Genomic DNA, 13,892 nt, shown 5'->3' with positions numbered 1-13,892 from the left:
GCATCGGTGAACGTTCTGCGATCGCATCGCAGAGCAACTTAGGGAAATCCCGGGGCTGTGTCTTGCATTGCCCTTCCCTAAAATGCGTGCTGTCTTCTTTCAATGAAGATCGGCCAGGCAAGCTTCAACGGCGCAGCTGCCATCACGGTCGTTCAGCAGCTTTTCTCGTCGACAACGACGTCGACATCTTGCCGGTCTCTCGGCATATCCAAACACCCAATCACGTCAACGCGACTTTCGGCGTCGGCCTTTGCTCGTCCGTACATACTGCATGCGGCGGCAAGTCCTGCGCGCCGCAAACGCGCAAGGGGCTATCCACCATGAGCATGAATCGCCGTCAGTTTCTCTCTCGCACTGCCGCCACTACCGCATCCGCCACGCTGATGGGTCTAACCGCTACCCGAGCCTTTGCATCGAACGAAGAAAAAATCAATGTTGCAGCCATCTATGACCTGTCCGGAGGACTGGACATCTATGGCAAACCGGTCATGGACGCCTTGCGCTTCGCCGCTGAAGAGATCAATGCCCAGGGTGGATTGCTCGGCAAACCGCTGAATTTCATCGCCTATGATGCACAATCGAACATGCAGCTGTATGCGCAATTCGCTCAGCAGGCGGCGCTGCGGGATAAGGCTGCCGTGGTTCACGCCGGCATCACATCAGCGTCGCGCGAAGTGGTGCGGCCGGTGCTCAATCGTTACCGCACACTCTATTTCTACGACAACCAGTACGAAGGCGGCGTCTGCGACCGGAATTATTTCGGTACCGGTGTCACTCCCGCGCAAACCGTGCAGAAGCTGGCGCCCTATGCCGTCAAGAAATGGGGCAAGAAAGTCTACATTCTCGCGGCCGACTACAACTACGGGCAGATCGTCTCGAACTGGGTGCGTAAATACGCTGCAGAGGTTGGCGGCGAGACTGTCGCCACCGAATTTTTCCCCATGGATGTGACGGATTTCGGTGCCGCGATTTCAAAGATCCAGGCGGCATCGCCGGACTTCATCTGGTCGGCACTGGTGGGCGGTGCGCATATGTCCTTTTACCGCCAATGGAAAGCCACTGGCATGACTGGAAAGATCCCGCTCGCGTCGACCACCTTTGCGGGAGGGAACGAACATATCGTGTTGTCACCCGAGGAATGCAATGGCTTTCTGGTGTGCCAGAACTATTTGCAGGAACTGCCTGGCGCGGCCAATGCTGACTTCGTCAAACGTTTCCACGCGCGCTACGGACAGGACTACCCCTACATCACGGAACTCGCGATGGGTGCCTATCAGGGCTTCATGTTGTGGGCCGAAGGCGTACGCAAGGCCGGCTCGGTCGACAGGATGAAAGTCATCGAGGCGCTGGAAACAGGCATTGCCATCGATGCGCCGAGCGGCCGGGTGACGCTGGATCCGGCGACGCACCATTGCGTGTTGGACGTACATATCGCTGAAGTGCGCGACCGCAAACTGAACCTGGTCGAGAGTTTCCCGCAGCAGGCTCCATCCGATACCGCCGGTGTGTGCGATCTGCTCAAGAACCCGACGGACAATCGTCAATACACCATTAAGTTCTGAGCATATTCATGGATATTCTTGCCATCTATGCCATCGATATTCTCGGCGCAATCGCCATTCTGGCGCTCTTGAGCGTGGGACTGGCGGTCGTATTCGGAATGATGAAAATCATCAACCTCGCACATGGCGAGTTCATGATGCTGGGCGGCTACATTGCCATTCTGGCGACGAACCAAGGCGGTGTACCCATCTGGATTTCCATGTTGGTAGTGGCGCCGCTGACTGTCGGTGTGTTCGGCGTACTGGTCGAACATCTACTGGTACGCCATTTGTATGGCCGCATGATCGATACCATGCTGGCAACGTGGGGGCTCTCGCTGGCTGTCATCGGCATCGCCACGATGGTGTTCGGCAACACTACCGTCGGCATCTCCTCGCCGCTGGGAGGTGTTGCGATCGGTGCGCATCAGACAAATGGCTATACGCTGTTTCTGATCGCTCTGGCTGCAGGAGTGATGGCAGCGCTTTGGTGCCTGCTGCGTTTCACCGACTTTGGCCTGAGGGCACGCGCTTGCATGCAAAACGCCGCCATGGCGAATGCGCTGGGTATGAATCCGAATGTCATCTACAAGCTCACGTTCGGGCTGGGTGCGGCACTGTCGGGGCTGGCCGGTGCAGTGCTGGCTCCGCTCACCGGGATCATCCCGACGATCGGGGCCGCCTACATTGCCAAGGCATTCATCACGGTGATCAGCGGCGGCAGCGCAGTTATCGCGGGAACGGTCAGCGCGTCCACCTTTTTTGGCGCGATCAGCCAGGGCGTTACTTTTCTCTCCACGCCAGTCTATGGCCAGGTCGCGCTGCTCCTGGCTGCCATCGTGCTGATCCGTCTGTTGCCGCAAGGCATTACCGGACGATTCTTCAAGCGAGCCATCTGATGCGTATCTCACCTATTTCTCTGCTGCTGGGCGTGATAGCGATCGTCACTGCCGTTGCGCTGCCCTCGATGGTCGACCTGTTCAGCCTGCTGTCCATGACGGTTTATCTGGTCATGGCGCTACTGGCATTGAGCCTGGCCTTCGTCTGGGGGCATGGCGGCATTCTGTGTTTTGGCCAAGCTGCGTTTTTTGGTCTGGGTGCATATACGTGGGCTGTCGGCGCGTTCAATTTCGGGCCGGGTGTCGGTGCCATCGCGTTGGCCATCGCAGTGCCCGCCGTGTTTGCGGCGCTCCTGGGCTATTTCATGTTCTACGGCAAAATCAGCGACGTCTATCTGGGCGTCATCACACTGGCCGTTACGCTCATCCTCTTTAATCTGATGAACTCCACATCGGGGGATAGCTACCGCCTGGGCGAAGCACTACTTGGCGGATTCAATGGCATTCCTTCTATCCCGCCCCTGACGCTGCCCGGCGCGGCCGAACCGCTGTCACCGGAGGGCACCTTCACGCTCGCAGCGCTAGTGTTGATCGGTGCATACTTTGGCGTGCGCGTTGTCATGGCATCGCGTTTCGGCCGTGTAGTCGCTGCGGTGCGCGAGAATGAACAGCGCGCACTGTTGCTCGGCTATAACGCGAGCCGCTACAAGCTGATCACCTTTACCCTGGGTGGCGCATTGGCCGGACTTGCCGGCATGCTTTATGCCAACTGGGGCGCTTTTGTCAGCCCCGGCGTGTTCAGCCTGTCGCAGTCGGCGCAGATCATCATCTGGGTGATCGTGGGCGGGCGCGGTACGCTGATCGGCCCGATCATCGCGTGCGTCGCACTGCAGGCGATGGTCACGCAACTGGGGGCACAGCACACTATCGACACCGGACTGGTATTGGGCATCATCCTGATCCTCTTCGTATTGTTGATCCCACGCGGCCTCGCGCCGACCGTCGTCGACGCAGCACGCGGGCTGCTGCGCTCTCGTGCCCGCACCCTCAAGGAAACGACATGAGCGACGTCCTATTACAAACTCAGGGCCTGGGCGTGAGCTTCGGCGGCGTCCATGCGGTACATGCCGTCGATTTTCAATTGCAGCGCGGCGAAGTGCGCTGTCTGATCGGGCCTAATGGCGCCGGTAAGAGTACGTTTTTCAAGATGCTGTCGGGTCAATTGCGCCCGAGCCGCGGCGAAATTCACTTCAAAGGCAAGCCTCTGCGCGGACTCGCCACGCATGAAGTCGCACGGCTCGGCATAGGCATCAAAACCCAGGTTCCCAGCGTTTTCGAGGGGCTGGACGTGATGGAAAACCTGCTGCTGGCGGCCGAGCGCCGCGCAGACGGCAACGCCTCTAGCATCGCCGCCCATGTGTTGGCCGAAATTGGCTTGGATGCAGTAGCGCACACACCCGTCAATGTATTGGCACATGGCCAGCGTCAATGGGTCGAGCTCGGGATGATCCTGGCCTCGCGTCCGGAGCTCGTGCTGCTGGACGAGCCAGCCGCCGGAATGACGCATCAGGAGGTGCGCAAAACCGCCGAACTCATCGCCGCCATCAACCGGCACAGCACGGTGGTCGTGGTCGAACACGACATGGAGTTCATCCGCATGATCGCGGGCCGCATCACCGTGTTCAACCAAGGCGAAGTCCTGGCCGAAGGCAGTTTTGACGAAATCATGGCGCACGCTGAAGTGCGCGCCGCCTATCTGGGCAAGCAAGGAGAGTCGCATGCTCGAAGCGCATGATCTGAGAGCCGGCTATGGCCGCATCCCGGTACTGCATGGGGTGCGCTTCGATATGGCACCGGGCGAGTTCACCGGCATTCTGGGCCGCAACGGCATGGGAAAGACGACGCTGCTGCGTTCTCTGATAGGCGAACTGCCATTGACTGGCGGCTCGCTGACATTCGACGGCCACGATATCGGTGCGCTCGCGCCTCACGCTCGCGCTCGTCATGGAATGGGCTTCGTGCCCCAGGGACGGCAGATCTTTCCGGCACTGACCGTGGCCGAGAATCTGCGCATGGGCTGCGTGAAGAATCTGCGCGAGGCGAGTGCCCGCATCGCCGAGGTGCTGGCAGTATTCCCGCGCTTGAAGCGATTGCTGGATCGCCCCGGCGGCAGCCTGTCAGGCGGTGAACAGCAACTGCTGGCTCTGGCTAGATGTCTGTGCGGCAACCCCCAGCTGATGCTGCTGGACGAACCCACCGAAGGCATCCAGCCGTCGATCTGTGATGAGATCGTGGAAGCCTTGCAGACGCTACGCTCATCGCATGGCATCGCCATTCTGCTGGTCGAGCAGGACATCGAGTTTCTGTGTTCCCTGTCCGACCGTATTCTGGTGCTGGAAAAAGGCGCGTTGATTGCCGATATCCCCACCGCCTCCACTACTGCTCAAGAGATCGCTCAGCGTTACGGCGGTCTGCAATCCTGATACGGAATCAAAGATGTCTCTACCCCGTCCCACTTTGGAAGCGCTGGACCAGGCCGCACGGCGCGTTGGCCTGCATTTGGATGACGCTACGCTGCGCGCTTATGACAGCATTCTCGAGGCGACCTTTGCCGATTACGACACGGTTGATGCATTGATCGATCAGCCCCCAGTCGTGCGCTATCCCCGCACACCGGGCGTGCAGCCTGAAGACAATCCACTCAACGCCTGGTACGTACGCACGGAGATCAAGGGCCGCGCAGATGGCCCGCTGGCAGGCAAGCGCGTAGTGTTGAAAGATAATGTGTGCCTAGCAGGCGTGCCCATGATGAACGGTGCAGCCACGTTGCGGGGTTATGTACCCGACCAGGACGCCACTGTTGCCACTCGCATCCTGGATGGCGGCGGGCGTATTGTGGGTAAAGCCCACTGCGAATATTTCTGCGTATCCGGCAGCAGCCATACCAACGCGGCGGGCCCGGTCCGCAATCCGCGCAACCCCGAACATTCGGCAGGCGGGTCGTCCTCAGGCGCCGCCGCGTTGGTCGGCGCAGGCGAGGCAGACATGGCCATAGGCACCGATCAAGGCGGCTCGGTACGGATTCCAGCCGCCTATTCAGGCATCTATGGCATGAAGCCCACTCACGGCCTGATCCCTTATACCGGCATCATGCCGATCGAAATGACACTGGACCATGCTGGCATCATGACAGCCAATGTGGCCGATAACGCACTGCTGCTCGATGCTATCGCCGGCGCCGATGGTCTGGATCCCCGCCAGCAGGGCTTGCCCGCTGAACGCGCGCCGTGTATCGACGCACTCGGCCAGCCATTGCACGGTTTGCGCATCGGCGTAGTGCCGGAGGGATTCGGCTGGCACAACAGTGACCCCGCCGTCGACGAGGCGGTACGTCACGCCGCCGCGCAGTTGGCTGCGCTGGGCGCTGAAGTGACCGAACTGTCCATTCCGCTGCATCGCAAGGGCCATGCCATCTGGACCCCTATCGCCGTCGAAGGAACGACCCAGCAGATGAAAGGGTATAACTACGGCAGCAACTGGAAAGGCCTTTACGTGACGGGCTTGATGCAAGCACAGCGTCATTGGCGCGACCATGCGGATGAGTTCCCGCATGATGTAAAGACCTGCCTGCTCGCTGGCGAGTACTTCTATGCGCGCTACGGCGGCCAATACTATGGCAAAGCACAAAACCTGGCGCGGCGCCTGCGTGCGGCGTACGATGAGGCATTGAGCCGGGTCGATGTGCTGTTGATGCCGACGGTGCCGATGCGTGCGCCGCGGCTGATCGGCCCGGATGCCGATGCCAACCTTTTTGTGACCCGCGCCCTGGAAATGAATGCCAATACGGCTCCCTTTGACGTCACCGGCCATCCAGCGATGTCGGTGCCGTGCGCGCTGCGCGATACGCTGCCGATCGGCATGATGCTGGTCGGACGTCATTTCGACGAAGCAACGCTTTACCGCAGCGCTCATGCCTTTGAATCTGCGTACGACTGGACGGCGCTGTGAATACCTCTGCTGTCCATCGAGTCGGTCTGTTGTTTTCCCATGAGAGCCTGACTGCGGCCACTGAGATCACTCAGGAGAATGCGACGCTGATGGCCATCGACGAGGTCAATGTGGCCGGTGGCATCAATGGCGTGCCGTTGGCGCCGGTCAGCGCGCCCGTGGGCGCCCAGCCGCTAGACTACCGCAAGGCGGCTGAATGGCTGTGCGATACGCAGCGCGTACCGTTGATCTTCGGTACGCATATGTCCAGCACCCGCAAAGCGGTGTTGCCCGTCGTAGAGAACCGCAGGGCGCTGCTGTTTTATGCGACGCTGTACGAGGGTTTTGAGTATTCGCCCTACTGCTTCTATGCCGGGTCGGTTCCCAACCAGAACTCCGTGCAGCTGGCCAGTTACGTGATTCGCCATTTCGGCAATCGCGTGCTCTTCATCGGCGGACAGTATGTCTACCCGCGAGAGTCCAACCGCATTATGCGCGGACTGTATGAACAGGCTGGCGGCGTAGTGGTCGACGAAGTCTATCTGCCACTGAACGCGCCCCAGGAAGACCTGACCGGCGTGCTCAAGCGCGCTGTCGCGCTGCGCCCGGATGCCATCTATTCCACGATGGTGGGCCGGGACATCGTCAAGCTTTACCGCGCCTATCGGGAACTGGGCCTGGACCCGGCTCGGATGCCTATCGTCAGCCTCGCGACCAACGAGACTGACGTGGCTGCGCTGACCGCCGAAGAGGCGGAAGGCCACATCACCGCTGCCCCGTACTTTGCCACGCTGCCCACCGAGGCCAGCCGCCGTTTCGCTCGCGCCTATCAACATCGATTCGGCGAAGACAGTCCTATCACCGCCGGCGCCGAGGCGGCCTATTTCCAGGTGCATTTGCTGGCGGATGCGGCGCGCCGTGCTGGGAGCCTCGCGGTGCTCGAACTGGTCGCGGCACTCAAGGGAGCTCAATTCGAAGCGCCGCAGGGCCCGGTCACCATCGATAGCGACACACAACATACGTCGCTCTGGCCCCGCATTGCACGCATCAATGCGCGCCGCCAGTTCGAGATCATCTATGCGGCGCGCGCTGCAGTGAGCCCGGTGCCTTACCTGGTTGACCATGCGTTGGACCCTGAGGCCCTGGCGCTATCGTGACCGCAACGCCGAACCGACCCGGCCGCAGCACAACGGCGCTGCGGGAACTCAACGGCCTGCGGGTGCTGGTCTTGCATCCGCTGGACGCCGAGTCACGTCTGCTGATGTCGCACCTCAAGCGTATCGGATGTGTACCCACACAACTGTGGCCGCTGCCGGACCGGCTCGATATCGAAGCCGACGTAGTCGTGCTGCCCATTGAGGAAGACCAGCGCGACGCTATTCAACGGCTGGCTGACAGCCTGACCGAACTGAGCCCGCCGCTGGTGGGCATTGTCGAGTATGAAAACCCAGCCACGCTGCAACTCGTATTGCAAAGCGGCTGCAGCGGCGTCATTGAACGTCCCATCCGGCCCTTTGGCCTGCTGACACAGTTGCTGCTGGCGCGTACCGCCTGGCGCCAACAGGCGGCCACGCTCGCCCACATGCGCAAGCTGGAAGGCCGTTATGCCGCGGTCAGCAAAATCGCCACTGCCAAGACCTTGCTGATTGCCCGTGAGGGCATTACCGAACACGAGGCGCACCGCCGTATCCAGAGCCGCGCCATGTCTACGCGATCCTCACTCGAGGACACGGCGCAATCCATTATCAACGAGCTTTCCTGAATCATGTCCGCTTTCTCATTCCAGACTGTGCCTCATATCGTCGTCGAACCGGGTCTGGCCCGGCGCCTCGGAACGCTGCTGCGCGAACGCCATACAGGCGACCGCGCCGTACTGGTGACCGATGCCTTCCTGTATCGCAGCGGCGCGCTGCAGCCGGCGCTCGACAGCCTCGCGGCGACCGGTTGGCATACACTGGTCATCGACGACGTCGTGGCTGATCCGCCAGAGGCCGTCGTGCAAGCGGCCGCAGAACGCGCGCGGGGTTTTGGAGCAGATCTGGTGATCGGTTTTGGCGGCGGCTCGTCAATGGATGTCGCAAAACTGGTCGCCGTGTTGTGCACCAACGAGCAGCCGCTGCCGGCCATGTACGGCATCAATCAAGTGCAGGGGCAACGCCTGCCGCTCATTCAGGTGCCGACAACGGCAGGAACCGGATCAGAGGTAACGCCCATTTCTATTGTCACCACGGGTGAGACGACCAAGAGTGGCGTGGTCGCCCCTCAACTTTACGCCGACGCTGCATATCTGGATGCCGAACTGACAGTGGGCCTGCCGCCCGCCGCCACGGCAGCCACCGGCATCGACGCCATGGTCCATGCGATCGAGGCCTACACGAGCAAGCGACTGAAGAATCCGCTGTCGGATCATTTGGCGGCGTTGGCCCTCAAACTGCTGAGCGCGAATCTGCTGACGGTGTGCCGCGATGGTGCGAATCTGCAGGCACGATCGGATATGCTGCTCGGCGCCATGCTCGCCGGTCAAGCCTTTGCCAATGCCCCCGTGGGCGGAGTACACGCACTCGCTTATCCCGTGGGTGGCATTTTCCATGTCCCGCATGGCTTGTCCAATGCCCTGGTGTTGCCTGCCGTACTACGCTTTAACGCACCGGCTGCGGCCAGTCTCTATACCGAGCTGGGGCAAGCCGTGGGATTGCCGGCTGCGAAGGATGCCGCCGAGGGGGCAAATGCGTTCATCGCCTTTCTCGAGGAATTGATTCGTCAATCCGACCTGCCGCGAGGGTTGCGTGCGGTCGGAATCGCCGAGGCGGACCTGCCCGTGCTGGCCAGCTCCGCCATGCAGCAACAGCGCCTGCTGATGAACAACCCCCGGCCGATCGATGAGGCACAGGCGCTAGCTATCTATCGAGAGGCTTATTGAGGCGGGAGGTCGCCTGGAAAAGCGCACCTCGGCCCCTGTCTGCGTTTGATAGGGGCTGCTCAGCGCATGATAAACGGATTGGCGGGAGCGCCTTGCGCATAGGATATCCAGGTGCTCTTGGTTTCCAGATAGTGGCGTATGGATTCGACGCCACTTTCCCGGCCCAGTCCAGACTGTTTCATTCCGCCGAATGGCATCATGTAGCTGACGGCGCGATAGGTGTTGACCCATACGGTACCGGCTTTCAAGGCCTTTGAGACCCGATGTGCCCGGCCGATGTCTTCCGTCCACACACCCGCGCCCAAACCATAGATCGTATCGTTGGCGATGCGGATGGCCTCTGCCTCGTCCTCAAAGCCCATCACCGCCAACACCGGGCCGAAAATTTCCTCGCGTGCCACGCGCATATCAGGCGTCACATCCACAAATATCGTGGGCTCGACGAATTGACCGCCGGGCATGCTGGATGCCGCCTGCCCACCCAAGACGCATCGAGCGCCTTCGCGCTTGGCGATGTCGATGTAGTCGAGGATTTTTTTATACTGCGGCGGTGTCGTGACCGGGCCGATGTTGGTGTCGGCCTCCATCGGATTTCCTTTTTTGGCCGTGGTACCTAGTTTGATCAGGCGCTGCACGAACTCCTCCTTGATGGAGTTCTGTACCAGCAGTCGCGAGCCTGCGATACACGTCTGGCCTGTGGCCGCGAAAATGCCCGAGATCACTCCTGCTGCGGCTTTGTCGAGGTCACTATCGGCGAACACGATATTGGGCGATTTTCCGCCCAACTCCAACGTGATGCGCTTCATCGTTTTGGCAGCCTGGGCATAGATCAAGCGGCCCGTTGCATCGGATCCTGTGAAGGTGATTTTGGCTACGTCAGGATGTTCTACCAGCGCCGCGCCGGTTTCCTGGCCCAGGCCTGTCACGACATTGAATACGCCGTCTGGGAAACCAGCCTGTTTGGTGAGCTCTGCAAATTCCAGCGTGGATGCCGAAGTGAACTCAGAGGGTTTGATCACGACCGCGCAGCCTGCGGCAATGGCAGGCGCGCATTTCCAGCCCACGAACAGCAGCGGCGAGTTCCACGCGGTCAATGCGCCCACGACACCAACGGGTTCGTGCGTGGTGTAGGCGAAGTGATCGGCTTTGTCGATGGGCATGACCGAGCCCTCGATCTTGTCGGCGAGCCCGCCGTAGTAGCGCCACCATTCGGGAACATAGTTCAACTGGCCTTGCATCTCGGCAATCAGCTTGCCGTTATCGCGCACCTCGGTTTCGGCCAGACGCTTGGCATTGTCGGCGATCAACTGTGCCAGACGGTACATCATCTGGCCGCGCTGGGTTGCAGTCATCTTGGAAAACGGGCCTTCTGTCATGGCGCGCTTTGCAGCCTGGACCGCCAGATCGACATCGCGCTGATCGCTGCGGGGAATCTTTGCCCACACCTCGCCGGTATAGGGATTCACCGTGTCCATCCAGGTTTGGCCTACGGGTTCAACAGCCTTGCCATCAATGAAATTACTGTAAGTTTTCATGATCATCCTTTGGGGTGAAAAAAGGCAAACGAGCAGCCGGTGTGCGCCTTATTCCATCAAGATCAGCGGTTTGATTTCTTCCAGGCGGTGCATCTTTTCCAGGGCCACATTCACGTCCTCCAGTCTGTAAGTACCGGAGATCATTTTCCTGAACGGAATGTGATCGATATGCGCCGACGCGAACTGCAGGGCTTTCCAATAGGACTTTACATCCCCCGAGAACGAACCGATGACTCGAATGTTCTTCTTGACGATGAGAGAGGGGCTGAACGTTGTCGCACCGGCGCCAAGTTGGCCCACGGTGAGATAGCGTCCCCCCTTGCGTACCAGATCCAAACCTTCGTTGAATGCACCTGGAAATCCCGTGAACTCGAGCACCATATCCGGTCCGCGGCCTCCGGTCATTGCCCGCAGTTGTTCCGCGCGTTCCTCGTGAGTGGAGTTTTCCAGGTTGAAGGTACGGGTCGCGCCGAAATCCTCGGCCATCTGCAGTCGGCTAGCGGGCGCGCCAATCACACTGACTGTACGCGCGCCGGCCACTCGCGCCACCGCTGCAGCGAGAATCCCCAGCGGTCCCGCGCCCTGAATAGCGACGTGCTCGGAGGGATCGATCGGGCCCAGATTGTCGAACGCATTCATGACTGATCGAAATGCGCAGCTGCACAGGCTCGCCACGGCATCGTCCAGATTGTCAGGGACACGCACACGGCCGGACTCGGGTAAAACATAGCCGTACTCTGAAAAACCGCCCAGCAGATAAGGAGGCTTTTCACTGCTCTCGTACATGTAGGCGCGTCTGTTTTCGCATAGCGTCGGCTGATTGGCGACCGTGCAGAAATAGCAGGAGCCGCAGGAGGTGTGCGTCCATAGAATGCGGTCGCCAATCCGTACAGGTTGGCCCACGCTGTCTCGCTCTGCCCCTTGACCAATTGCAACCACGCGCCCGACCATTTCATGACCCAGAATAACGGGCAGGTCGACTTTCAGCGCCAAATTACCTCGCGCCAAATGCACATCGGTACCGCAAATCGAGCAAGCAGAGGTCTTGACGATCAGTGCGCCAGGCTCGACCTCTGTCGGGATCGGCACGTCTTTGATTTCCAGCGGTGTGCCGAATGCACGCACGACTGCAGCCTTGGAAAACCTGGGTAGTGCGGCGCCCAGGTATGTTTCATTGTCATCATTCATGTTTGAGGTCAATACTGGGGAAAGTTACCGGAACCAGAGGGTAAAGAAGGGGACATAGGTGATCAGCGCCTGACCGATCAATGCTGCAGTAAAGAAGTACGCGAGATACCGCAGCATCTTCAGCATCGGCACATTGGCCGCGCGTGCCGCGACATAGAGGTTGGCCGCCATCGGTGGAGTGAGCAGGCCAATCTCTAGATTGGTCGCGACGATGATTCCGAAATGAACCGGGTCGATGTTGAATTGCGCGGCGGCTGGCGCAAGTAGCGGCCCCATCAACAAGATCGAGGCATTCGTTTCCATGAACGAACCGACCACGAGCAAGACGACATTGACCGTGAGCAGAAAAACGAGCGGACTCTCGATATGCGTGGCGACCCACATCGCCAGGTCCTGGGGCACTTGGTTCAGCACCATGGCGCGATTAAAGACCCCAGTCAACGCAATGACGAACAAGATGCCCGCGCCGGTGATGACTGCCTCGCGCAGTGCGCCGGCCATCACCTTGTGGCTGACCATGCGGCGCAGAACAACGACGACAACCGCATATAGGCAGCCAACTGCTGCTGCCTCGGTCGGCGTCATGATGCCGCCATAGATACCACCCAGGATAATGAACGGCAACAGCAGCACGGAGCTCGCCCGGCCCGCTATCCGTAATGGGGTGACAGGCTGATGGTCAAGCGCGACGTTGTTTTCTGCGGTGCGCTGCTCCACGCCGTTGGGCAAGAGACGGCGTGATAGGAACACATGCACGATCAGAAACAGTGCCGCCATCAATGCGGCGGGCAACAGTGTCGCCGTGAACAATTGCGAAACCGATACGCCTACGGTCGCGCCATACAGGATGAGCGGAATGGAGGGGGGCAACAAGACGCCCAACAGACCTGCTGTCGCTGTCAGTGCTGCAACGTAGCCCGCGGGATAACCTCGCCGTATCATCTCTGGACTCACGATGCCGCCAACTGCGGCGACCGTGGCAACGGAAGATCCGGTGATCGCGCCCAAGAGCGCCGACGCGGCAATGGCGATATAACCGAACGCGCCACGAATCCGCCCCAAGGCCACGTCCGAAAGCGCAATCAATTCTTTGGCCATTCCACTGGCGCTCATCAGGCCGCCCGTGAACATGAACAAGGGTATGGCGATCAGCGAGAAGGCGGATATTTCCTCGTAAGGAATATTGCTGAGGCTCGTGATCGATAGACCCAGTGCATCGAGACTGAAAAAAATCGGCAGGCCAAATCCCACCGCCAACGGCGCACCGACAAGCAATATGATGCCCATCAGGAAGAAAATCATCACCATGGATTGATCCCTCCAGGCTCACGGCCTGCACAAGCCCGCAGCAGGTCAACAATGGCGTGAAAACCCATGAGAAGGGCGCCCAGCAAGATGAACGCGACCGGCACGGCAAGCGGAGTGCCCAGATCGGTCAACCGCTCATTGGAGGACAAGGCATAGTCAAACAGGTCGAGTGCCAAGGCGGAAAGAAACACCGAGAAAATAATGAACAGAATTGCGATCACGGCCTCCAGTACCTGCAGCAACGCTCCGCGCGGCAGCATCTCGACGATGTCGGCCGTCAGATGCTTGTGCAGATGACTACACAGGGCGGCACCCACAAATGTCAGCGGGGACATCGCAACCAGCGCCCATTCCCCTGTATCGGGGACGGGCAGTGCAAAAGCGCGAATGACCAGTGAAGCCAGGACGGAGAGTGTCGCCACCAACCAACTGGCCATGGCGATCTTGCTTTCCGCTTTGGCCACGATCAATTCGAATCGCATCAATCTATCCAGTGCGCTTTGGAAGCAGGATTTGAGCGAGCGTGGCGATGCCAGGGCGCCTGCGTCCCTGCCAACATCTTGGTGAGACATGA

General features: G+C 59.9%; 13 protein-coding genes. 9 read left to right on the top strand and 4 right to left on the bottom strand.

Annotated features, from left to right (window positions below; translation table 11 throughout):
- Positions 1–320: 320 nt before the first annotated feature.
- From ACNA0J_RS00765 to ACNA0J_RS00725, 9 genes are read left to right on the top strand one after another with little or no spacing between them, the layout of a single operon-like run.
- Positions 321–1,562, top strand: coding sequence for an urea ABC transporter substrate-binding protein (locus ACNA0J_RS00765; RefSeq protein WP_415815432.1), 1,242 nt, complete (start codon positions 321–323; stop codon positions 1,560–1,562).
- 8 nt (positions 1,563–1,570) lie between these two features.
- Positions 1,571–2,440: an ABC transporter permease subunit gene (locus ACNA0J_RS00760; protein ID WP_415815430.1), complete on the top strand. Its 870-nt coding sequence runs from the start codon at positions 1,571–1,573 to the stop codon at positions 2,438–2,440.
- Positions 2,440–3,444, top strand: a complete 1,005-nt coding sequence (locus ACNA0J_RS00755) for an ABC transporter permease subunit (protein WP_415815428.1) — start codon at positions 2,440–2,442, stop codon at positions 3,442–3,444. The genes ACNA0J_RS00760 and ACNA0J_RS00755 overlap by 1 nt, the downstream gene beginning before the upstream one ends.
- A complete protein-coding gene (locus ACNA0J_RS00750; protein WP_415815426.1) occupies positions 3,441–4,175 on the top strand; it encodes an ATP-binding cassette domain-containing protein in 735 nt (244 codons plus the stop codon). Before ACNA0J_RS00755 ends, ACNA0J_RS00750 begins: the two co-directional genes overlap by 4 nt.
- Entirely contained in the window at positions 4,159–4,863 is a 705-nt protein-coding gene (locus tag ACNA0J_RS00745; RefSeq protein WP_415815424.1) for an ABC transporter ATP-binding protein, read from the top strand. Before ACNA0J_RS00750 ends, ACNA0J_RS00745 begins: the two co-directional genes overlap by 17 nt.
- Positions 4,864–4,876: 13 nt before the next feature.
- Positions 4,877–6,388 (top strand): amidase, encoded by a 1,512-nt coding sequence (locus tag ACNA0J_RS00740; protein ID WP_415815422.1) that lies wholly within the window; start codon positions 4,877–4,879, stop codon positions 6,386–6,388.
- The gene (locus ACNA0J_RS00735) at positions 6,385–7,524 is read left to right on the top strand and encodes a transporter substrate-binding domain-containing protein (RefSeq protein ID WP_415815420.1); all 1,140 of its coding nucleotides are present in this window, start codon (positions 6,385–6,387) and stop codon (positions 7,522–7,524) included. Before ACNA0J_RS00740 ends, ACNA0J_RS00735 begins: the two co-directional genes overlap by 4 nt.
- Positions 7,521–8,129, top strand: a complete 609-nt coding sequence (locus tag ACNA0J_RS00730) for an ANTAR domain-containing response regulator (protein WP_415815417.1) — start codon at positions 7,521–7,523, stop codon at positions 8,127–8,129. The genes ACNA0J_RS00735 and ACNA0J_RS00730 overlap by 4 nt, the downstream gene beginning before the upstream one ends.
- Positions 8,130–8,132: 3 nt before the next feature.
- Complete coding sequence (locus tag ACNA0J_RS00725) at positions 8,133–9,287, top strand: iron-containing alcohol dehydrogenase (RefSeq protein WP_415815415.1); 1,155 nt, start codon at positions 8,133–8,135, stop codon at positions 9,285–9,287.
- Positions 9,288–9,346: 59 nt separating this feature from the next.
- Here ACNA0J_RS00725 and ACNA0J_RS00720 read toward each other — a convergent pair whose 3' ends face one another.
- The 4 genes from ACNA0J_RS00720 to ACNA0J_RS00705 are packed head-to-tail and all read right to left on the bottom strand — an operon-like array spanning position 9,347 to position 13,890.
- Positions 9,347–10,822: an aldehyde dehydrogenase gene (locus ACNA0J_RS00720; protein ID WP_415815413.1), complete on the bottom strand. Its 1,476-nt coding sequence runs from the start codon at positions 10,820–10,822 to the stop codon at positions 9,347–9,349.
- A 48-nt stretch (positions 10,823–10,870) separates the two neighbouring features.
- Positions 10,871–12,010, bottom strand: a complete 1,140-nt coding sequence (locus tag ACNA0J_RS00715) for a zinc-binding dehydrogenase (protein ID WP_415815411.1) — start codon at positions 12,008–12,010, stop codon at positions 10,871–10,873.
- 24 nt (positions 12,011–12,034) lie between these two features.
- Positions 12,035–13,318 carry a TRAP transporter large permease gene (locus ACNA0J_RS00710; protein WP_415815409.1) on the bottom strand — a complete coding sequence of 428 codons (1,284 nt, stop codon included), beginning with the start codon at positions 13,316–13,318 and terminating at the stop codon, positions 12,035–12,037.
- On the bottom strand, positions 13,312–13,890 hold the full coding sequence (locus ACNA0J_RS00705) for a TRAP transporter small permease (protein WP_415815407.1): 579 nt from the start codon (positions 13,888–13,890) through the stop codon (positions 13,312–13,314). Before ACNA0J_RS00705 ends, ACNA0J_RS00710 begins: the two co-directional genes overlap by 7 nt.
- Positions 13,891–13,892 lie beyond the last annotated feature (2 nt).

This window comes from Bordetella tumbae (assembly GCF_965139195.1).
Classification (GTDB): domain Bacteria; phylum Pseudomonadota; class Gammaproteobacteria; order Burkholderiales; family Burkholderiaceae_B; genus Bordetella_A; species Bordetella_A tumbae.
Note: the sequence above shows the minus strand (reverse complement) of the source record. Positions and strands in the feature narration are given on the sequence as shown.

Coding starts and splice junctions, on each gene's coding strand:
- ACNA0J_RS00760 (WP_415815430.1), top strand. CDS start 1,571: ATGGATATTCTTGCCATCTATGCCATCGATATTCTCGGCGCAATCGCC.
- ACNA0J_RS00710 (WP_415815409.1), bottom strand. CDS start 13,318: ATGGTGATGATTTTCTTCCTGATGGGCATCATATTGCTTGTCGGTGCG.
- ACNA0J_RS00740 (WP_415815422.1), top strand. CDS start 4,877: ATGTCTCTACCCCGTCCCACTTTGGAAGCGCTGGACCAGGCCGCACGG.
- ACNA0J_RS00750 (WP_415815426.1), top strand. CDS start 3,441: ATGAGCGACGTCCTATTACAAACTCAGGGCCTGGGCGTGAGCTTCGGC.
- ACNA0J_RS00720 (WP_415815413.1), bottom strand. CDS start 10,822: ATGAAAACTTACAGTAATTTCATTGATGGCAAGGCTGTTGAACCCGTA.
- ACNA0J_RS00745 (WP_415815424.1), top strand. CDS start 4,159: ATGCTCGAAGCGCATGATCTGAGAGCCGGCTATGGCCGCATCCCGGTA.
- ACNA0J_RS00755 (WP_415815428.1), top strand. CDS start 2,440: ATGCGTATCTCACCTATTTCTCTGCTGCTGGGCGTGATAGCGATCGTC.
- ACNA0J_RS00715 (WP_415815411.1), bottom strand. CDS start 12,010: ATGAATGATGACAATGAAACATACCTGGGCGCCGCACTACCCAGGTTT.
- ACNA0J_RS00765 (WP_415815432.1), top strand. CDS start 321: ATGAGCATGAATCGCCGTCAGTTTCTCTCTCGCACTGCCGCCACTACC.
- ACNA0J_RS00725 (WP_415815415.1), top strand. CDS start 8,133: ATGTCCGCTTTCTCATTCCAGACTGTGCCTCATATCGTCGTCGAACCG.
- ACNA0J_RS00705 (WP_415815407.1), bottom strand. CDS start 13,890: ATGTCTCACCAAGATGTTGGCAGGGACGCAGGCGCCCTGGCATCGCCA.